The sequence below is a fragment of the Streptomyces sp. NPDC000941 genome (genome assembly GCF_053599555.1).
In genome coordinates this window covers 16,987-36,276 of record NZ_JBSFMM010000116.1, presented here as the reverse complement: position 1 = coordinate 36,276, position 19,290 = coordinate 16,987, and the positions used below count along the sequence as shown (strand labels likewise).

At 69.3% G+C, this 19,290-nt stretch carries 16 protein-coding genes and 1 pseudogene; 9 read left to right on the top strand and 8 right to left on the bottom strand.

Annotation, left to right across the window (positions count from 1 at the left end; translation table 11 throughout):
• Both ACWDSL_RS31365 and ACWDSL_RS31360 read right to left on the bottom strand, forming a co-directional pair.
• Positions 1–1,827: pseudogene (locus tag ACWDSL_RS31365) on the bottom strand (DUF4132 domain-containing protein); the annotation flags it as partial.
• A gap of 192 nt (positions 1,828–2,019) precedes the next feature.
• The gene (locus ACWDSL_RS31360) at positions 2,020–2,895 is read right to left on the bottom strand and encodes an NmrA family NAD(P)-binding protein (RefSeq protein ID WP_450491174.1); all 876 of its coding nucleotides are present in this window, start codon (positions 2,893–2,895) and stop codon (positions 2,020–2,022) included.
• 285 nt (positions 2,896–3,180) lie between these two features.
• Here ACWDSL_RS31360 and ACWDSL_RS31355 point away from each other — a divergent pair, with 285 nt between their 5' ends.
• The gene (locus tag ACWDSL_RS31355; RefSeq protein ID WP_450491172.1) at positions 3,181–3,807 is read left to right on the top strand and encodes a TetR/AcrR family transcriptional regulator; all 627 of its coding nucleotides are present in this window, start codon (positions 3,181–3,183) and stop codon (positions 3,805–3,807) included.
• A gap of 33 nt (positions 3,808–3,840) precedes the next feature.
• On the opposite strand, the gene ACWDSL_RS31350 is transcribed toward ACWDSL_RS31355, so the two are convergent.
• Entirely contained in the window at positions 3,841–4,569 is a 729-nt protein-coding gene (locus tag ACWDSL_RS31350) for a carbonic anhydrase (protein WP_450491170.1), read from the bottom strand.
• Positions 4,570–4,582: 13 nt separating this feature from the next.
• Entirely contained in the window at positions 4,583–5,251 is a 669-nt protein-coding gene (locus ACWDSL_RS31345; RefSeq protein ID WP_450491168.1) for an HD domain-containing protein, read from the bottom strand.
• Between the two features lie 73 nt (positions 5,252–5,324).
• Between ACWDSL_RS31345 and ACWDSL_RS31340 the strand changes: the two genes are divergently transcribed.
• A complete protein-coding gene (locus ACWDSL_RS31340) occupies positions 5,325–6,281 on the top strand; it encodes a GlxA family transcriptional regulator (RefSeq protein WP_450491166.1) in 957 nt (318 codons plus the stop codon).
• A 29-nt stretch (positions 6,282–6,310) separates the two neighbouring features.
• On the opposite strand, the gene ACWDSL_RS31335 is transcribed toward ACWDSL_RS31340, so the two are convergent.
• Positions 6,311–6,952, bottom strand: a complete 642-nt coding sequence (locus ACWDSL_RS31335) for a TetR/AcrR family transcriptional regulator (protein WP_450491164.1) — start codon at positions 6,950–6,952, stop codon at positions 6,311–6,313.
• A gap of 235 nt (positions 6,953–7,187) precedes the next feature.
• On the opposite strand from ACWDSL_RS31335, the gene ACWDSL_RS31330 reads away from it, so the two are divergent.
• The 3 genes from ACWDSL_RS31330 (at position 7,188) to ACWDSL_RS31320 (ending at position 10,614) form a co-directional block, all read left to right on the top strand.
• On the top strand, positions 7,188–8,525 hold the full coding sequence (locus tag ACWDSL_RS31330; protein ID WP_450491162.1) for an MFS transporter: 1,338 nt from the start codon (positions 7,188–7,190) through the stop codon (positions 8,523–8,525).
• Positions 8,522–10,093, top strand: coding sequence for an MFS transporter (locus ACWDSL_RS31325; RefSeq protein WP_450491160.1), 1,572 nt, complete (start codon positions 8,522–8,524; stop codon positions 10,091–10,093). Before ACWDSL_RS31330 ends, ACWDSL_RS31325 begins: the two co-directional genes overlap by 4 nt.
• Before the next feature lie 68 nt (positions 10,094–10,161).
• Positions 10,162–10,614, top strand: coding sequence for a hypothetical protein (locus tag ACWDSL_RS31320; RefSeq protein WP_450491158.1), 453 nt, complete (start codon positions 10,162–10,164; stop codon positions 10,612–10,614).
• Between the two features lie 42 nt (positions 10,615–10,656).
• Here the strand turns inward: ACWDSL_RS31320 and ACWDSL_RS31315 are convergent, their stop codons facing one another.
• Positions 10,657–11,628, bottom strand: coding sequence for a LacI family DNA-binding transcriptional regulator (locus ACWDSL_RS31315; protein ID WP_450491156.1), 972 nt, complete (start codon positions 11,626–11,628; stop codon positions 10,657–10,659).
• 419 nt (positions 11,629–12,047) lie between these two features.
• Here ACWDSL_RS31315 and ACWDSL_RS31310 point away from each other — a divergent pair, with 419 nt between their 5' ends.
• From ACWDSL_RS31310 to ACWDSL_RS31300, 3 genes are all read left to right on the top strand, one after another.
• Positions 12,048–13,595, top strand: coding sequence for a purine-cytosine permease family protein (locus tag ACWDSL_RS31310; protein ID WP_450491154.1), 1,548 nt, complete (start codon positions 12,048–12,050; stop codon positions 13,593–13,595).
• 74 nt (positions 13,596–13,669) lie between these two features.
• Positions 13,670–16,498 (top strand): hypothetical protein, encoded by a 2,829-nt coding sequence (locus ACWDSL_RS31305; RefSeq protein ID WP_450491152.1) that lies wholly within the window; start codon positions 13,670–13,672, stop codon positions 16,496–16,498.
• Between the two features lie 6 nt (positions 16,499–16,504).
• Entirely contained in the window at positions 16,505–16,951 is a 447-nt protein-coding gene (locus tag ACWDSL_RS31300; RefSeq protein ID WP_450491150.1) for an RbsD/FucU family protein, read from the top strand.
• Here the strand turns inward: ACWDSL_RS31300 and ACWDSL_RS31295 are convergent.
• Positions 16,911–17,612: a LutC/YkgG family protein gene (locus tag ACWDSL_RS31295; RefSeq protein ID WP_450491148.1), complete on the bottom strand. Its 702-nt coding sequence runs from the start codon at positions 17,610–17,612 to the stop codon at positions 16,911–16,913. The genes ACWDSL_RS31300 and ACWDSL_RS31295 overlap by 41 nt on opposite strands.
• A gap of 137 nt (positions 17,613–17,749) precedes the next feature.
• On the opposite strand from ACWDSL_RS31295, the gene ACWDSL_RS31290 reads away from it, so the two are divergent.
• Positions 17,750–18,433: a GntR family transcriptional regulator gene (locus tag ACWDSL_RS31290; RefSeq protein WP_450491146.1), complete on the top strand. Its 684-nt coding sequence runs from the start codon at positions 17,750–17,752 to the stop codon at positions 18,431–18,433.
• A gap of 60 nt (positions 18,434–18,493) precedes the next feature.
• On the opposite strand, the gene ACWDSL_RS31285 is transcribed toward ACWDSL_RS31290, so the two are convergent.
• Positions 18,494–19,201, bottom strand: a complete 708-nt coding sequence (locus ACWDSL_RS31285; RefSeq protein WP_450491144.1) for a GntR family transcriptional regulator — start codon at positions 19,199–19,201, stop codon at positions 18,494–18,496.
• Positions 19,202–19,290: the final 89 nt, after the last annotated feature.

Below are 19,290 nucleotides of genomic sequence, written 5' to 3'. Positions count from 1 at the left end.
GCCCGCCGGACCGGCGGCGTCGGGCACCAGCAGCACGGCGGCGTCCGCGCCGTGCCGGGCGAACCAGGCGCGGGTCGTGGCCGCGACGGACTTCAGCCGCACGAACCAGTCAGCCATCAGCCGCGCGACCTCCAGCTGCCGATAGGGCAGGAGCAGCCCGCCGGCCACAGCGGGCTGCCGCGCCGCGGCGTGCAGCAGCGGCGGCAGCGCGTCCTCCTGCCATCGGGCGGCCACCGGCTTCAGTTCCTTGACGAGCTCCCACATGTGCTCGGGAGTCCACTGCGCCAGCAGCGGGCGGTACGTGTCCGGGCCGTCGGCGAACAGGGCGGCCAGATGGTAGTTGTCGAGGTCCGTGAACTGCTCCCGCAGGGTTCGGACGTCGGGATACGGCTCGTGTCGCCGGCGTCGTACCCGCCGCCTGGGCTCCTCGACGGCGGCAGCCCATGCCTCGCGCTCACCGGGCTGCCACAGCATGCGGGTCTCCTCCCCGGCGACGAGCCCCTTGACGGTTCCCGGCACCGGCGCCGTCCGCCTGCCTGTCCACGGCGGGCTCACCAGCAGCCCGGGCAGCGCATCGGCGGGGGCGTCGGCCGCGGCCGGGTGCAGCAGCTCCCGCACCATCTCGGCGGCCTTGGGCGGGAACTGTGCGAGCCGCGACTCCAGCAGCTCACCGTGCGTGGCGACATGCGCGGTCAGCAACTGGCCCAGCAGGAAGGAGTTACGGCCCGGGGCGGGCGCCGCCCGGCCGGCCAGCAGGCGGGCCGCGCGCACCGGATACCGGCGCACCGCCTCCAACAGCGCCGGACGCACCTGTTTGTCGTCCGCGTGAGCCATCAGCAGCTCGAACGCCTCGTCCGTCGGCAGCTCCGCCAGGATGCCCGCCTGTTCTTCCGCCGATGCCCCGTAGGAGGGCGTACGGTACCGCCAGATCTCCGCGATCAGCGCGGCGACGGCCGGGCCGACGCCCTCGGCGACGGTGGCCGCGGTGGAGAGCCTGCCGTCGTACGCGGACACGCCGCCCGCCCGCAGCAGGGCCCGCAGCTGCTCCTCGTCGTTCAGCGACTCGAACAGCATGGCGCGTACGACACGGTCCTCCCGGCCGCTCTCCCCCGGGTCGGCGCAGCACTCCGCGACCCAGCCGGTCTCGCCCGGGACCAGATACGACACCACAATGCGGCGCCGCGCACCGCCGCGGCGCGCGGCCAGAGCCGCCACCACCTCGCGGTACTCGCCCTCACCAGCCGTCGACAGCAGCGTCCGCACCCGGTCGGCGGCGCCCCGGCGCAACCACAGCCGCTGCGGCGAGCCGCCCTCGGGCAGGACGGCCAGCCTGGTGGTCCGGCCCTGGTCGGCCTCGTGGTCGAGCCCGAACAGCTCCACCGTGGCACGGGCCGCGAAGACCCGCCCGTGCCGCAGCCACCAGGCGTCGGCGACGTGGTCGTACAGCAACTTCCCGCGGTCGGTGACCACCGCCAGGACCGCGGCGCCGACCGGATCCGCCGCCCCCTCCAGATAGCGGCGTGCGGCGGCCGCCAGCTCGGAGGCGATGCCCGGGACGGCGGCCCCGCCGAGGACCGTGCCGGTCCACTCCTCCTTCGCCGCCGCGAGCCGCCTGTCCCAGGAGTCGAGAGCCGACTCGTGGGGGGCGTGCGAGTACCGGGGGATGCCGCCCCAGCGCGGGCGGAAGTGCACCCGCCAGGCGGCGGGCAGCGTGAAGGAGTCCTCGTCGGGGGCCGACGCAGCGTCTTCGGTATTTCCGGTGCCCCCGGCGTCCGGCGTGTGTCCGGCGCCTCCAAGCGCGTACCCCTCGCGTTCCTTCTCCCGCACGGCCGCCCCTTCCTCCGCTCCTGTGATGAACCCGCCCCCGACACGGGCGAGATGGGACTCACAGTAGATCCGGTCACTGACAACAGCGGCTGGCAGCCCTGTACTCGGCTGATCTGGCGGGCGTTCAGCGGCGTTGTCCTAGTCGTGATCGGGTCGCCGGGCTGGGCGTGGAGGAAGTCGGTGCGGAAGAGTTCAGGCAGTGTGCAGGTCGAAGGCCGCGCGGTTCTGGGCGATGAAGCCCTCGACGTCGAGGGGGTCGCTGCCGCCGATCGTCTTCACCAGGTCGTTGGTGCCGGCGAAGACACCGTTGCGGTAGTCGACGGCCACGGCGAGCAAGTGCTGGATCAGATGGTCCGGCGCGCCGCGCCCGCGCAGGATGGCGGCGAATTCGTCGAGTTCGATGGGAACGTAGGTGACTTCACGGTCCAGCGCCCGCGACATCTTCTCGGCGATCTCGTAGTGGTTCAGCTCCTCGGCTCCGTACAGCGGGTAGATCTGGCCGGCGTGCGGGGCGGGGTCTTCCAGGATGGCCGCGATCACCTTGGCCTGGTCGCTTTCCGCGATGGGGGCGTGGCGTCCGTCGGCGAACGGCAGGCGTAGTTCGCCGGTTCCGTCGGCCCAGGTGTCGATCAGCCACTGGGCGAAGAAGGTCGGGCGGATGTGGGTGACGGCGACCGGGGAGTGGTCCAGGACGCGCTCGGCGACCCAGTGCTGGCGGGCCGCGTTGCTGGCGGTGTGGCGGCGGGCGGAGACCTGCGACATGTTCACGATCGCCTGGACCCCGTTCTCCTCCGCCGCCTGGGCCACGTTCGCGGTGGCGTCCATCAGCCCGGGACGGATCGGATAGGCGAAGTACAGGGCGTCGATCCCCTCGGTCGCCCGTGCCAGGGAGTCGAGGTCCAGGACGTCGCCTTCGGCGAGGTCCGCCCCGAGGGCGGCGAGCCGCTCGGCGCGCCTGTCGAGGCCGCGGACGAACGCGCGGACGCGGTGCCCGCGCTGGAGCAGGAGTTCGGTGGTGTGACCGCCGGTCTTGCCGGTGGCCCCGATCACGAGGAGGTTGCGTTCCATGATGGCGATGCCCGTTTCTTGAGAGGGGGGTGGTTCTTGAGAGGGAAGGGGTTATCGGGAGGGAAGTGGCGGCAACTCCAGCGTCGGTCCTTCGAGCGGGTGTCGCACGAGATGGGTGAGAGGCGGTGCGATGCCCGTCCAGCGGGGCGGCTGTGGCCGCGGCCCTGTGTGGACATCCCGTCCGCCCCTCAAGGGAATGGGCTTGACAGCCCCTTTCTGGTCCACCTCCAGGAGACACCCATAGGAATGGGCTGTCAAGCCCTTTTTTGCGGTACGATTGCCACCATGACCACCACTAGCGAAGTGCCGGGTCAGAAACTGACCGCCAAGGGCCTGGCCACACGCGAACGCATCGTCGGGGCGGCGGCGGAGCTGATCTACGAACACGGCGCGCAGAACACCAACAACGAGCAGATCCGCGAGGCCGCCGGGGTCAGCGGCTCGCAGCTGACGCGCCACTTCCCCACCAAGGAGTCCCTGGTGCGCGCGGTGCTCGCCTGGCAGGCCGACCGCATCGTCGCCCGCCACCAGGCACCCGAGCTGGGCGAGCTGGATAGCTTCGCCGCCCTGCGCCGGTGGGCCGACTCGTACATCGCCTCGCAGGACATGCTGCGCGGCGGATGCACATTCGGCTCCCTGGCCGCCGAGGTCGTCAAGGCCGAGCCCGCCCACCGGGACGCGGTGGCCGACGGCTTCGACCGGTGGCAGGAGCTGTTCAAGCACGGCCTGAGCAACATGCGCGAGCGCGGCGAACTGCGGCCGGAGGCCGACCCGGCCGCACTCGCCCACCTGCTCGCCGCCGCATTCCAGGGCGGAGCACTACTGGACCAGGCGGCCGGCGAGTCCACACCCCTGCGTGACGCGCTGTACGGGGCCCTGGCCTATATCGAGTCGTTCGCCGCAGCGCGCTGACCGCACTGCGGAGTGCGGACCCTCAAGCTCCGCCTACGACGCGACCTCGGTGGGAACGTCGCGAACGACCTCGGTCAGCTCGCCGGAATCGATGTCGTAGAAAAGGCCGTAAATCTCGATGTGCTTCGGCGTGCCCGGGCTGTTGCGGATCAGGCTCACGTCGTAGCTGAGCGACTTCTCGAAGTCGGCGATGGAGATGCCGTCCCAGTCGTACAACGACGAGATGTCGGTGCGCTGCTCGTGTTTCCACGCGGCGGTGATTCCCTCCGCCGTGAAGGAGGTGGCACCGCAGAAGGAGTGGTGTACGACAACAACCCGCTCGATTCCGAAGAGGTGCTGGGAGACCGTGATCGAGCGAAGAGCGTCCGCCGCGCGCCCACCCCCGACAATCAGGGGGAACACCGTCGCCGTGGAGCCCATCTTCCTGCCGGTCTCGTCGAGGAGAAGTTCGCCGGGGTAGACCTCGTCGCCGAAGTAATCGGCCACCGCCTGCGCGGCCCCGGCCGCCCGGGGGTCGAAGCAGTACATGGCGATCGTCCTGACGGGAATCACACTGGCGATGATCTCCCGAGCCGCTGCTTCGTTGTAACCCGGCTGTCCTTGGAATGTGAACGCTGCAAAATCCGACACTGCTTGACTCCGGTTCTCGCGGTTGACTCCCCGGCTTTCTCGGCAAGCCAGGAACGTTTCGCACAGGGAATGGGTACGTGGCACGGAATGAATACGTGGCACCGCCTCCGCGGCCTTCCGGCGGAGGTCCACGAGGGCTTCTCGCCTACTCCCCCCACGGACCGTTGACCACGCCGCGCTCCATGGTGCTGACGCCGTCCGCTGCCCGCTCCCGCGCAAGGTGGTAGGCCATCGTGTAGGGAGGCGCGGCCGTCTCGGAGCGGGCACCGTGGGCAAGGACTTCGTCGGCCAGATGGCGGACCATCGCACGCCGCGGATACGCGGCATGGATCCGACTCTGCTCCTCGGCCACGAGGTCGGCATTCTTGCCGAAGTCGATCCAGATGCCTTCGTAGGTCAGGTAGGTCAGCAGCCCCATTCGTTCGGGGATCTGCGGAGTGGTGTGCAGAGCGATGGCCTCCCAGACCTTGTCGACATCCCCGGCCGGGGCGCCGAGACCGGTCAGCACGGCGGCGGCAAGATCGGCGCCCTCCATCTCGAACCGGAGCCGGCCCGGTGCGTCCGGGCCGGTTCCCAGGTCGTGCATCACGTTGGCCGCGAAAAGGAGTTCCTCGTCGTAGTCCGCGTCGTTGAGAACTCCCCGGTGGGCGGCGAACAGGCGGGCCCAGTAGAAGCCGCGGATGCAGTGGTTCAGCACGGACGGATGCACCGCGGCCCGTGCCGCGGCGAAGCTCGCCTCGACCAGTGGCCCGGAAGGCAGGGCGAGTACGTCGCCGTGCAGCCCGTTCAGGAGGGTGGGAGGGGGATTGGTCATGATTTGACGCTACGAGGGCAGACCTCGCGCAAAAAGTGGCACGGATGCCAACCAGCGCTACAGTCGTGCCACTATGGCCACAAGACATCACGTTGCGGTGCTCGTGCTGCCCGGTGTCTTCGCGCTCGAATTCGGCACCGCGACGCAGATCTTCTCAACGGACCCGCACTACGAGCTGACCGTGTGCGCCGAAAGCGGGCCCGGACCCGTGCCCGGGTCCGGCTTCGCGATCACCGTCGCGGCCGGCCTTGAAGCGCTGGACGACGCCGACACCGTGATCATCCCGGGTTACGACGACATCGACGCGACCCCGTCACCCAGATTCCTGACGGCGCTGCGGGCAGCTCACACCCGAGGCGCCCGGCTCGTCTCCATCTGCACCGGAGCCTTCGCCCTCGCCGCGGCCGGACTGCTCGACGGACGCCCCGCCACCACGCACTGGCGGCAGGCCGAGCAGCTGCGACGGCGCTACCCGCGCGTCAATGTCCTGCCCAACCAGCTCTACGTGGACGACGGCGACATCCTCACATCCGCCGGTGTGACGGCGGGAATCGATCTGTGCCTGCACCTGATCCGCACCGACCTGGGCGCCGCGGCAGCGAACACACACGCACGCGATCTCGTCGCGCCGCCACGGCGACAGGGAGGCCAGGCACAGTTCATCGAACAGCTCCGCCCCGAAGCCAGCGGAGACGAGCTCGCTCCCCTGCGGGCGTGGATGCTCGACAACCTCGCGGACCCCGTCACCGTCGACGACCTCGCGGAACAAGCCCATATGTCCCGGCGCACCTTCATCCGCCGCTTCCGCGAGGAGACCGGCACTACGCCGATGGCCTGGCTGACCGACGCACGCATCGACCGAGCACGCGAACTGCTGGAGGCGAGCGCCGTGCCCGTCGAACAAGTCGGCCGCCTCACCGGCCTCGGTGCGCCCGCTTCCCTGCGGGCCGCCTTCCACCGGCACCTCGGCACCTCGCCCCAGGAATACCGGACCCTGTTCCGCCACAAGGCGGAACAGACGCAGACCTGATCGCGCAACCGCCGCCGGCAGGTGAGTGCTCAGGAAGCGTCGGCGACGACCGGGCGGGGCGCCCGCTGAGACCGGGCCCGCGCCGTAAGCGGGAGTCCCTCGAATGCCTGATCGGCAACGCGCTCCAGCGCGACCGCGTCGAACCCCGCCTTGGCCATTACTTCCATGCCCCGGTTGATCGCCATGAGCAGTTGGCTGATTCCGGGGGCGACCACCTCGGGATCGAGGTCGCCATATCGCTGCGCGGCCCGAACGCACCCGGTCAGTGAACCCTCGATTCTCATGAGGGCCTGCCTGACGCGTGCACCGGCCTGCGGATCGTGGTCGACCCCCTCGACGACGAAGCCGGTCACCATGCAGCCGAGCCCGTCGGGGTCATCATGCACAAACCGCGCCGACCTCATGAGATATACGTGCAGCCGTTCCAGCGCGGTGTCGTCGGGGCCATCGAGCACGGCCGCCCAGGCGGCCTCATTGCGGTCGCAGTACGCCTCCAGCGTCCGCAGGTACAGCTTGCTCTTGTCGCCGAAGGCGGCGTAGAGGCTGCCGCGGCCCAGCCTGCCGGCCTTGGCGATGTCGTCAACGCTGGTACCGGCGTATCCGGTACGGCGGAACTGTCGCTCGACGGCCTGTACGACCTCGTCCTTGTCGAATCCTGGTGGGCGCCCCATGAGGGCCAGCCTACAGGCCCCGCACGAGCATTCTTGACAACCCGTTCCAGAAGTTCCTACGGTTCCTGACAGAACGGTCCAGAACTCTGGTGTCCGTCACTCACGGCATCCCGCGAACCCCGCAGAACGGATGAGACGCATGTCTTCGCAAGATCAGCTGGCCCCTCCACGAACACAGAAGGGAGGCGGAGGCTCCCCGAACGCCCGTCCGGCGCTCATCCTCACCGTGCTGGCCATGGCGAGTTTCCTTGGCCAACTCGACGTATGGATCACCAACGTCGGCCTGCCGGACATCGGGCAGGGCGTCGGCTCGACGTCCCTGTCGGATCTGAGCTGGGTGCTCAATGGCTACGCGATCGTCTATGCCGCCCTTCTCGTCCCCGCGGGGCGGCTTGCCGACCGCTTCGGGCGGAAGGCCGGCTTCCTTCTCGGCATGGCCGTCTTCGTGGCGGCGAGCCTGGGAGCGGGGCTGTCCGGCGACGTATGGGTGCTGATCGTCTTCCGTGCCGTTCAGGCGGTGGGCGCCGCCCTGCTGACCCCGGCCAGCCTGGGCCTGGTGTTGACGAGTGCTCCCCCGGACAAGGTGGAGCGGTATGTCAAGATCTGGTTCACCGCAGGTTCGCTGTCCGGGGTGTGCGGGCCGATTTTCGGCGGACTGCTGGTCCAGGTCTCCTGGCGGTGGCTGTTCCTGGTGAACATTCCGATCGGACTGCTCGCGATCGCGCTGGCCGCCCGACTCGTGACCAACGTCAAGCACGAACAAGACGCCCGCATCCCCGACCTGCTCGGCGGTGTCCTGCTGATCATCGTGGTCGGCGGACTGTCTCTCGGCGTGGTCAAGGCACCCGACTGGGGCTGGTCGGACACCCGCGTCGTGTCGTCTCTGGTCGTGGCCGTGGTCGGGGTGGTGGTGTTCCTGCTCCGCTCGTCACGTCACCAGGCACCCGTGGTGGACCTCTCACTCTTCCGTGACCGGATCTTCGCCTCGGCGAACCTCGCCGCCACCCTGCAACTGGCCTCGTTCGCCGGCTTCCTGCTGTCGACGATCCTCTGGCTGCAGAGCCACTGGCACTACTCCGCCATCAAGACCGGATGCGCCAGCCTTCCCGGCCCCGTGGCCTTCGCACTGGCTGCCACTCTCGGTGAAGCGCTCCAACGCCGATTCCGGGTTCCGGCCGGCTTCATCGCCGCGGTCGGCAGCGCCATCGCCGCTGTCGGCATCCTGCTCTTCGTCGTACTGCTGCACAACGACCCGAACTACGCGTCCGGAGTCCTCCCGAGCTGGCTGATCTTCGGGGCCGGCACCGGGCTGGCGCTTCCGACCGTCGTCTCCTCCGCGACGGTCGGCCTACACCCCGAGCAGGCGGCTACTGGCAGCGCCATCGTGACGATGGCAATGCAGATCGGTTCGGTCGTCGGCATCAGCATCCTGGTCGCCATGCTCGGCACCGCCTCCGGTGGAGCATCTCTCGAGACCTACCGGCACGCATGGCTTGTCGCGATGGGGCTCATAGCCGCCGCGGCTGTGGTGTCGCTGGGCGTATCGCCGAAAAAGGAGGTGGCGGTCCGATGACGGCGTCCGTTCCGGCTCAGGCTTCCCGCGCCGCGGGCCCCGGCGGCGGGCGGGGCCGCTGGCTTGGCCTTCTGGTGGTTTGTCTCGGCGTCATGATGGCCTTCGTCGACGTCACCTCCACCATCTCGGCCCTGGGCGAAATACAAAGTGATCTGCACGTCACTGCGAGCACGCTGGTATGGATCACCAGCGCGTACAGCCTTGCCGTCGTGAGCTTCGTGATGTCCGCCGGAACCTTCGGCGATCTCGTGGGGCGACGACGCGTGTTCAGCCTGGGTGCCGCCGTCTTCCTGGCCGGCAGCCTCGTCGCCGTTTTCGCCGACAGCGCCGGCATGCTCATCACCGCACAGGCGATCGCGGGCCTCGGCGGCTCAGCCGTGTTGCCGACGAGCCTGGCGATTGTCAGTGCCACCTTCACCGACCCGCACGAGCGCACCACCGCGATCGGCATCTGGGCCGCGTGCTCCGGCGTGGGCCTGGCCATCGGCCCGATCCTCGCCGGAGCCCTGCTCGAACATTTCTCCTGGCACACCGTCTACATCGCCAACATCGTCATCGCCGGCACGGCCCTCCTCCTGGCCCCGGTCTTCGTGGCCGAGTCCCGGCACCCCACGCGCAAGCCCGATCTTGCGGGCCTTGTCCTGGGCACAGTGATGACGGCCTCGGCCACGTACGCGATCATTCAGGGTGGCGCCACCGGATACGCCAAGGCGCCGATCATCACCATGTACGTGATCTTCGCCGTATCTCTGTTCACGTTCGTACGCGTAGAACTCCGTCACCCCGACCCCATGCTGGACCTGAGGCTCTTTCGGAACGCTTCCTTCTCGGCCGTCATGGGAGTGGCCGCTGTCAGCGTTTTCGGACTGGTCGGTGTCGCCCTGCTCAGCGTGCTCTACATGGAACGTGTGGGACAGACCAGTCCCCTCGACGTCGGCGTGCGCCTGCTGCCGCTGTTCGGAACGTTCCTCCTGGTCACAGTAGTGGCCGCCCGGGTGCTTGTGCACCGGGTCGGCTTGACACCCTTGATCACCGCGGGCCTGGTCCTCATCGGAGCGGGGTCTCTCGCGCTGCTCGCGACCGATGCCTCGGGAGGATACGGGGCGATGTGGCCCGGGCTGCTCGTGGCGGGCATCGGAGCGGGCCTGCTGACGGCGCCTTCGACAGCTGCGGCGGTCAACAGTGTCCCGCCGGAGCAGGAGGGCATGGCGGCAGCAGCGGTGAACATGGCTCGGCAGTTGGGAACGGTGCTCGGCCCCAGCGTCCTCGGAACTGTCGTCACCAGTCGCTTCCCCCGGAACCTGCATGACCGTCTCACCGAGGCAGGCGTCCCCTCACCGCAGGCGGACAAGATCGTGGAGGGGGCGTCACACGGCGGCGGCGCGACAGACCTCCCCGCATCGCTCGCTCGTGTGGTGGGAACGGCGGTACCGAGGGCGTTCACCGACGCCGTGCATTTGGGCAACGTCATAGGCGGAGTCGTACTGATCGTCATGGCCGTGCCTGCGGCGCTGTTCGTCCGCCACAAGGTGCACAGTCCCCTTCCCCGGACATCCGCCGAAGCGTAAGCGGTACGTCACAGCGATGGCCGCCGTGCGACGAACAGGCGCATGACGGCCATTGCTAGGGTGCGTCAATGGGCTGGAATATAGAGGTGGTTGCCGTCCGGCAGGACGAGCTGTACGAAGCGGTGCCGGACGTTTTCATCGAGACGAGCACCACGATGTCTTTCGAGGAAGCGACGTCAGGCAGGCGGGTACCGCATCTGTGCGCAGCGAAGGTCGGCGACTGGGTGGTCGTCATCGATGCGGGCTGCAGGCTGTCGGGGAACTACGACTACCTGGACGAGGCATCAACGTCGACAGACCTGCATCTTGTACGGATCGCCGACAAGCCGATCGCACTGCACTACCGCGACGGTCAGCAGGTGTTGGAAGCGACCGGCAGCGACGCGGTTCCGGAGCTGACGCCTGACGATGACGGAGAGTCGTGGGCGATGCATGCGCTATTCAAGAGAACCGGCGTAAATTTCGGGGAAGAAGACCCATTGGGCCTCTGGAACGCGAAATTCACGCTCTTCACTATCTGACCGGTCCGACCCGTTGGTCGGCCGGCGATCCTGGATTCGCAGTCAGCCGCTGGAACCGCGGACCACGAGCTCGGGTTTCAGGACGACATCACCGCTGCCGCCGTCGAGGAGCGCGAGGGATGCCTCGACCATGCGCTCGGCGGTCGAGCCCAGGGTGGTGAGTCCCGGCGCGGCGGTGTCGGAAATGTACGTGCCGTCGAAACTCGTGATCGCGTACTCGGCAGGCACACGTTTACCGGCGTGCTGAAGCGCCGTCAGCAGGCCGAGCGCGACCGTGTCGGCGGTGCAGATGATCGCATCTGTGCCACCGGGGTTCGCGAGCAGGAGCTTCGCCGCGTCGATGCCGCTCGCCACGGTGAAGTTCGGCATTTCCAGCACCCGGTCGTCCGGCCCGGCGAGCGCGCGGAACGCGGTTGTGCGCTCGATGCTCGACGAGGAGTCCTCCTGGGCGTCGACCATCAGGATGCTGCGGCGGCCCCGCGCCCGCAGATGATCCACGAGCAGGCGGACCCCCGCCGCGTTGTCGAGCCGTACCGACGGCGCTTCGACGCCTCGTGCGCGGCGGTCGACCTGCACGACACGGTTGGACCGCGCGAACTCCGTGATCGCCGCGCCACTCCGCTCGAACGCCGCGGGCACCACGAGTACCGCGTCCACCAGCGCCCGATCCATGGCGCCGAGCTGGCGCTGCTCGGTCTCCGGGCTCTCGCCCGTGTCGATCGTCACCAGCCGCTTGCCCTGAAGATCCAGGCGGCGCGAGTACGCCGACACCAGCTCCGCGAAGTACGCGTTCGCGATCGCGGGAACGACAAGCGCCAACGAATCCGTCGACTGAATCCGCAGCGCCCGCGCCGCCGCGTTCACCCGGTAGCCCAGTTCGTCGCATGCGTTCCGCACCCGCAGCGCCAGCTCCGGATCGACGTTGCGCTGAACACCGGAGAGCACACGGCTCGCCGTCGGCACTGACACCCCCGCGCGCAACGCCACGTCCTTCAAGCCGATGCGCGCGCCCATCTTGATCTCCCCTGGCTCCTGGCCGCCGATGCTATCAGGGCGGTCCCGGCGACCCGTTGACGCGGCAGGGAGCAGCGTGCTTAGGTTCGGAAATGGTTTTCCCGACGATGAGAGTACCGTGTGGCCGCCCGCCGTACGCCCCAGGGGGCGACGGACGGGCGCTTGTCGTCGGCCCTCTCACCGACGGTTTAGCGGTCCACCCCACCGCTTAGCGGTCCGCCTCACCGCCGTACACACGTCCCCGCACACGCGTCCGCCGCGACCGCGATCGCCGTCACCGCGCACGCCGCACACCGCATGCGGAGCCACGTCATCCCCGGACGCGGTCGACGCGCTCTTCGAACGCGAACCCACGAATTCCCCGAAGCTCCAACCACCCGCCCCTCCCCACATCGCCATACATCGAAAGGCGCCCTTCCATGAGCAATGAGGCTCAGCAAGGTCGTAGAGGCACAACCGTCGAGTCGAACGGCGTCAATCCCGTTCCCGATGCCGAACGGCGCGGAAAGCCCAGCGGCCTGTTCGCTGTGTGGTTTGCCTGGAACATCTCGATCCTCGGCATCAGTTACGGCATCTTCGTCTTCGGCCTCGGCCTGAACGTCTGGCAGACGATCGTCGCCGGAACCATCGGCTACCTCGCCTCGTCCGCCCTCGTCGGCATCCTCGCGGTCGGCGGGCCCCGCACGGGACTGCCGACCCTCGCCCAGACGCGCTTCGCGTTCGGCATCAAGGGCAACAGGATCCCCGCGTTCTTCGCCTACCTGTCCAATATGGGCTGGAAGGTGACGATTATCACCCTTGCCTCGACCACCGGTGCGAACCTGTTCGCGAAGCTGTGGCCGTCGGTCTTCGCCGATACGGACGGGTCGAGCGCCACGTTCACGATCGTGCTGTGGTTTGTGCTCGTGCTCGCCGTGACCATGACGGTCTCCGTCCTCGGCCATGAGTTCATCATGAAGGTCGAGGTCTGGATCTCGTGGGTGACCGGCATCATGACGGTCGCGTTCCTCGGATTCATGGTGCCCGAGATCGAGTGGTCGCACCTGGGTGACACCCCTGCGGGCGGACCGCTGGTGTTCATCGGCGGCATCATCATGGCGATGACCCTCGTCGGCCTCGGCTTCCTCAACTACGGCGGCGACTTCGCCCGTTACCTCCCGCGCGATACCCCGGCGCGCGGCGTGATCAGCTGGACGGTCGCCGGGCTGAGCCTGCCGGTCGTCATCCTTCTCGCCGTCGGCGCGCTTCTCGTCGGCGGGGATTCGAAGCTCGGTGCCGCCACGGCGTCCGACCCGATCGGCGCGCTCACCGAGCTCCTGCCGATGTGGTTCTTCGTTCCCTTCTCCATCATCATCGTCATCTCCCTCGTTTCGGCCGCCATCACCGGCATGTACAGCTCCGGCCTCGCGCTCATGGCGGTCGGCGTACGGCTGCGCCGCTCCGTGACGACCGCGATCAACGCGGTCATCATCGCGGCGGGCGCCTTCTACCTGCTGTTCATCTCCACCTCGTTCCTCGCGACGTTCCAGTCGTTCCTGTCGCTCATCGCCGTGATGATGGGCACCATGGGCGGCATCCAGATCGTCGACTTCATCCGGCAGCGCCGCATGGGCTGGAACACCGATATGGCGAACCCCCGTGGCTACGGCGGCCGCGACGCGCGCTGGACGGCGATTCTGAGTCTGATCACCGGAACCGTCGTCGGCCTCGGCCTGGTGACGAGCTCCGACCCGAACTTCGGGAAGATCACGGGATTCCTCCTCACCGAGAGCGGCCGCACCGGCGTGTTCGGGTCGAGCGGGCTCGGCATCGTCATCGCCTTGGCGCTCGGCGCCACGCTCTACGCGATCCTCACGTTCGGACTCCGGCTGGACCCCAAGCCCGACTACTCGCTCGCGACCGCGGGAGACGCCGCTCCGACTCCCGACGCGGCCGTCAGGCATACGGCTGACCGCACCGAACGCTGACCGCCCCGTGGCGGCGAGGCCCACGCGGGTCTCGCCGCCACTCGAGGAGCCGACCGCTCGAGGAGCTGACCCTCTTGTCCGCCTTGCCCGCCTCGCCCGCCTCGTCCGCACATGAGACCGCGCTGCAGCGATTCCGGAACCCGGACCCGTGGCATGCGCCCGCCGCCTACTGGTTCTGGCATCGGCTGCCCGACAAGGACACGATCCGCGCCCAGGTGCGGCAGATGCACGACGCCGGGATCCGGAGCTTCCAGGTGCAGGCGCGGCTGTCGTACCCGATCGAGGGTTACCTGGACGACGACTACCTCGCCGCGTGCCGGGCGGCCGTCGAGACGGCCGCCGAGCTCGGCATGATCGTCGGCATCTATGACGACTACAACTGGCAGACCGGTCACGCTGCGGGCCGTGCCGTGACCGGACACGACGAACTGCGCGAACGGCACCTGTTCTGGGTGCGGATCCCCGCGGGCGCGAGCGACGGCTCGCTCAGCGGGATCCGCTCCGCGACGGAGAACCTCGGCCCGGCCGCGATGGACTGGCACTACGAGGGCGGCGTCGTCGCCTGGGCCGACTGGCGGGTCGAGTACGCGCTCATCGTGGAAGGGCAACAGGGCGTGGCCGCCGAGCGGCCCGACCTCGTCGACCGCGTGGACGGCACCGCCGACAGGTGTCGTGTCCGCCTCGTCGACCCCGTGCCCGACGGCGCGGAGGCGATCGTGTTCGTCTCCGCGCGCTGCGCGACCTCCCGGCTCGTGAACCCCGTCGACCCGGTCGCGGTCGATCGCTTCATCGAGGCCGGCTACCAGCCCTTCGCCGACGCCCTGGGCGATTTCTTCGGCTCCACCGTGGCCTACATGTTCTTCGACCAGCCGCACGCCGTGTACTACGACTGGGCGGAGCGAACAGGAGATCTGCGTTCGGCGATGCCGTTCCACGAGAGCCTGGCCGCCTCGATCCGGGAGCGCTGGGGCGGGCAGACCCCCCACGTGCTCGCCGCCGTACTCGACGGGGACGACCCGGAGCGGCTGAGCCTTCGCGCCCAGTTCTACGAGCACTTCAGCGGCTACGCGATGGAGACGTTCCTCGGCAAGCTGCGCACCTGGAGTCACGCCCACGGCCTGCGTCAGACCGGCCATGAAGTCCTCGGGCACGTCGGCGGCTGGGCGCTCGACACCGCGTTCTCCAACTGGGACCTGCGCGTGAACTTCGGCCTCGACCACTTCGGCGTGGACGGTTACCGCGACCTCACCGCGGTGGACGCGCAGGACGCCCTGGTGCAGCTCAGCCCCGTGTTCGGCGACTCCGTCGCCCGCCACCACGGCCGCGGCGGGACGATGGTCGAGCAGTACTTCCTCACTCCGCCCGAAGGCGGAACCCCGTGGTCCGGCCACTGGGGGCTGACCCTGCAGGAGCTGCGCACAACGGCGATCAACCACCATCTGCAGGGCATGCGGCAGATGATCTTCCACGGCTTCTATCAGACCCACGGCCATGGAGACGATCACGAGTCGCTGCGGAATCCGCGCTTCGACTTTCCCCCGGGCATCAATTTCGAGCCGTGGTTCGCCGATCATCACCTGCGGTTCGCGCTCGAGAGCGCGCGGCTGAGCGAGTTCCTCGAGCCGGTGTCACCGCAGAGCGACGTAGCGGTCCTGTACCCGTTGCGTACGGTGTGGACCGCGGGTCAGCTCGGCGAGCAGGCGTCGGCGGTGGGCGAATGGGCCCGCGCGCTCGCCGAGGCCCGGGTGGGCTTCCACCTCGTGGACGAACGCGATCTCGACGCCGCCACTGTGGAGGAAGGCGCGGTGCGCTTCGGGGACCACCGGTACCGGGCGCTCGTACTCCCCGCGGTGACGACGCTGCGCTCGGCCGCATCGCTGCGTCGGCTTCGCCGTCTGGCCGAATCGGGGGTACGGGTGCTCGCGAGCGGTGCGACGCCCGCTGTCTACCAGGAGGGCCCACAGACCGCCGTCGAGGACTGGGCGGGCCTCTCCCCGGCCATGGAAGTGTTCGCCACGGTCCCCGAGGAGCCGGTCCTGCGCGGGCTCGTCGCGCAGCGTGGGCAGACCGAGCCGACGCTGCGCGTCCCCGCGGGTTCGCCGGTGCGCTGGCGCGGCGGCCCGGACGCGGCCGACGGCTTCCGCTTCGCATGCTTCGCCGAGACCGAGGGCACGGTGGAGCTCCTGCTGCCCGACGGGCCCTGGCGTATCGAGGAGTGGGAGGCCGCCGACGGCACCGTGCGCACCCTCGAAGCAGACGCCCTCGAAGCAGCCGAGGGTCCGGTCGTGCTGCGGCTGGAGCAGAACGCAGTGCGTTTGTTGCGGGTGTGCCGGGGCGCGGAACCCGGTTCCGGCCGGGCGGACGCCACGGAAGACTCCGAGGCCGCGTGGTCGGCGCCCGAGGAACTCGATTCCGGCTGGCTGCTGGAGGTCGCCGAGGACGCGTACGAGGAGGCGGGCACCCGCCGCGACATCGCGGTGACGTACGGCTGGGAGCGCCAGGGCCTTCCGGCGTACGCGGGCACCGCCGACTATGTGCGGCAGATCGAGCTCGACGCGCCGGTCCCTCTGGAGCTGACGCTCCCGGCTGTCGCCGGAGCTGTGATCGTGTCCGTGAACGGCGTGCGGGTGGGGGCGCGCGCCTGGGCGCCGTACCGCGTCACGATCCCCGCCGATGTCCTGCGGCCCGGGGGGAACGAACTCCGCATCCGGGTCGCACCGTCGGCGGCCAACCGGTACTACGCAGGAACCGGGCTCCGCGCCGAGCCCGAGCCGTGCGGACTGCTCGCGCCCCCGCTGCTGAGCCACGCGCTCGCGACTCCAGACCTCGGTGCGCCCCCGGACGGTTTCGACTCCGGCCCCCGCGACTCCGGCCCCCGCTCATCCTCGATCACGGAAGGCTGATCCACCTTGCTCAAAGGACTCGACCCGCTCCTGACCCCGGACCTGCTGTACGCGCTCGCGCAGATGGGGCATGGAGACACGATCGCGCTCGTCGACAGGAACTTCCCCGCGCACTCCGTGAACGACCGGGTGATTCGGCTGGATGGCACCGACGTCGTCTCGGCGGGCCGGGCGGTGCTGGGACTGCTGCCGCTCGACACGTTCATCCCCGAGCCCATCGCGAGGATGGCGGTCGTCGGCGACGCCGCCGCCGAGCCGCCGGTACAGACGGACTTCGTCGCCGCCGCGGAGGAGACATCGGGCCGCCCGCTGGCGGTGGAGGCGGTCGAACGCCATGCGTTCTATGCGCGTGCCCGCTCCGCGTTTGCCGTGGTCATCACGGGCGAGGACAGACCGTACGGGTGCTTCCTGCTCACCAAGGGCGTGCTGCCGGAGTTCTCTCCGGACCGTTGACGCCTGCCGCCGAGCCGTCACCCTCGCACAGCACCACTTCCAGGGTGCGCGGTCCGTGCACCCCCTCGACCCGGTCCAGCTCGATGTCGCTGGTGGCGGACGGACCGGAGATCCAGGTGAGTGGTCGCGTCGGGTCGAGCCGTTCGAGGGCCTGGGGGACGGAGGACACCACCTGGCCGGGGACGCGGACGACGCAGATGTGGTGGTCGGGGACGAGCGTGAGGCGGCGGCGGCCCTGGTCGGGTGAGCTGTCGAGGACGATGGTTCCCGTCTCGGCGATCGCCACGGCGCAGGCCGTCACGACGCTGTCGACCCGGTCGAGTTCGGCCGCCGTGGTCGCGGCGCGGTCATGGATCCGAGTCGCGTCCACGGCCTTGATCCAGTACGCGGGCAGTTCGGGAGGCACGGCGACGGTCTGCGCGCCGCGCTCGGCGAGCAGGCGCATGACGACCTCCGACAGTTCCTCGTCGGTGCACCGGTGGACGATCGCCCGATAGTCCGCGAGGTTCTCCGCGAGCAGCTCGACCGTCTCCTCGGTCGTGCGTGCGCCGTGTTCGCGCAGATAGCCGCGGGCGATGTCCGTCTCGTACGTCGCCGGCTCCCCGGCCGGGCCGCCGAGCGCGCGCCGCACCCGGCCCAGGATCACGTCCCTGCTGCTCATTTGTCTGCGTCCTTTCCGCCGTCCGTCCATCGCCACCACTCGCGGAACGGCTCGGCCGGTACGGTCGGCAGGTCTCATGGTGCCGTCCATACTCTGCCGGGGCCCGGGATGGGCAGGGATTCTCTATGATTCATGCCATGACTGATGGGACTCGACAGGATGCGCTGACCGATCGCGTATACGAAAGCGTCAAGGCGATGATCATGGACCATGAGATCGCGCCTGGCGCCCGCGTGAGCATCGAGGGACTGGCCCGTCAGCTCGCCGTGTCGGCGACCCCGGTGCGAGAGGCGCTCGCCCGGCTCGAATCGGAGCGGCTCGTGGTCAAGCGGCCCAACGCCGGCTATCGCGCCACCGACCTGCTCGACCCCGACGCCCTGCTCGACCTGTTCGAGATGCGGCTGTTGCTCGAACCCCGGGCCGCTTCGCTGGCCGCGGAGAACGCGAGCGACGACGAACTGCGTCAACTGCGGTCCGTTGTCGAGGAGATGCGCCGCCAGCCCGACCTGGGCGAGAAGTACGCGGACTATCGCCGATTCGCCGCGCTCGACCAGGAGTTCCACGATGTGCTGGCCCAGGCCGCGGGGCGGCCGCTGCTCGCCGACGCGGTGAACCGCCTCCACGCCCATCTGCACATGCTGCGGCTGAACAGCGCGCCCGGATCCGTCGAGGCCACCGTCGCCGAGCACGAGCACATCCTGAACGCTCTCGTGCAGCGCAACCCGGAGAAGGCCGCCGAGGCGATGGCCACACATCTGCGCTCCAGCCGGGTACGCCACCGCCCGCAGCCCCCGGCGCGTAGCCGGACCGCGTCCCGCTGAGCGCCAGAGCCGCGTTGTGCGGCTCGCCCGGCACGCTGCCCCGCGAGCTCGGGCGTCCGGTCAGGATTCGCCGGTGTTCCTCAGGCGCGACCTCGACGCCTCCAAGTGGTCGTGCATGGCGTGCGCCGCGGCCTCCGGGTCCTTGGCGCGGATGGCGTCGAGCACCGCCTGGTGCTCGACGACGGCCTCACCGGCGATGCTGTGCCGGAAGTACAGGCGGTAGCTGTGGGTGTGCGCCCGGAACCGGCGCAGCGTGTCGGCCATGAGCGGGCTGCGGCTCGCCTCGGCGATCGCGTTGTGGAAGGCGGCGTCGAGCTCCGCGAAGCCGCGATAGGCCTCGTAGGTGTCGCCGCGCAGCGGCGGTCTCATCCGCTCGAGCATGTGGTGCATGCCGTCCAGTTCGGCTGAGGTCGCGTACTGCGCCGCGCGTTCAGCGGCGGACGGCTCGAGGAGCAGGCGGATGTCGTAGAGGTCGTCCAGGCCGGTCCGGTCGAGCAGGGGGGCGACCAGATAGCCGGCGTTCGGCCGGCGCACGACGAGGCCCTCGGACTCGCATCGGGCGAGAGCTTCGCGGACCGGCGTCTGGGACACCTCGAGTTGGCGGGCGAGCCCTGCGATCGACAGCTTCGTACCGGGCTCCAGGTCGTGATCCATGAGCAGGGCCATCAGCGCCTGGAAGACCGACTCACGAACGTTGATCTTGCCTGATCCACGGGAACCCGAGCTGTTCGTCGCGGCTGCGACCGTCAGCGGCATGGGCTCACTCATCAACCCTCCACATCGTCGATCACTGAATCTACGCGCTTGACGCCGCTCCATCAGGAGGACGGCCTCGATCGTTCTGAAATCTTCGCGAC

Coding starts and splice junctions, on each gene's coding strand:
- ACWDSL_RS31325 (WP_450491160.1), top strand. CDS start 8,522: ATGACGGCGTCCGTTCCGGCTCAGGCTTCCCGCGCCGCGGGCCCCGGC.
- ACWDSL_RS31315 (WP_450491156.1), bottom strand. CDS start 11,628: ATGGGCGCGCGCATCGGCTTGAAGGACGTGGCGTTGCGCGCGGGGGTG.
- ACWDSL_RS31320 (WP_450491158.1), top strand. CDS start 10,162: ATGGGCTGGAATATAGAGGTGGTTGCCGTCCGGCAGGACGAGCTGTAC.
- ACWDSL_RS31285 (WP_450491144.1), bottom strand. CDS start 19,201: ATGAGTGAGCCCATGCCGCTGACGGTCGCAGCCGCGACGAACAGCTCG.
- ACWDSL_RS31295 (WP_450491148.1), bottom strand. CDS start 17,612: ATGAGCAGCAGGGACGTGATCCTGGGCCGGGTGCGGCGCGCGCTCGGC.
- ACWDSL_RS31310 (WP_450491154.1), top strand. CDS start 12,048: ATGAGCAATGAGGCTCAGCAAGGTCGTAGAGGCACAACCGTCGAGTCG.
- ACWDSL_RS31340 (WP_450491166.1), top strand. CDS start 5,325: ATGGCCACAAGACATCACGTTGCGGTGCTCGTGCTGCCCGGTGTCTTC.
- ACWDSL_RS31360 (WP_450491174.1), bottom strand. CDS start 2,895: ATGGAACGCAACCTCCTCGTGATCGGGGCCACCGGCAAGACCGGCGGT.
- ACWDSL_RS31330 (WP_450491162.1), top strand. CDS start 7,188: ATGGCGAGTTTCCTTGGCCAACTCGACGTATGGATCACCAACGTCGGC.
- ACWDSL_RS31290 (WP_450491146.1), top strand. CDS start 17,750: ATGACTGATGGGACTCGACAGGATGCGCTGACCGATCGCGTATACGAA.
- ACWDSL_RS31355 (WP_450491172.1), top strand. CDS start 3,181: ATGACCACCACTAGCGAAGTGCCGGGTCAGAAACTGACCGCCAAGGGC.
- ACWDSL_RS31335 (WP_450491164.1), bottom strand. CDS start 6,952: ATGGGGCGCCCACCAGGATTCGACAAGGACGAGGTCGTACAGGCCGTC.
- ACWDSL_RS31345 (WP_450491168.1), bottom strand. CDS start 5,251: ATGACCAATCCCCCTCCCACCCTCCTGAACGGGCTGCACGGCGACGTA.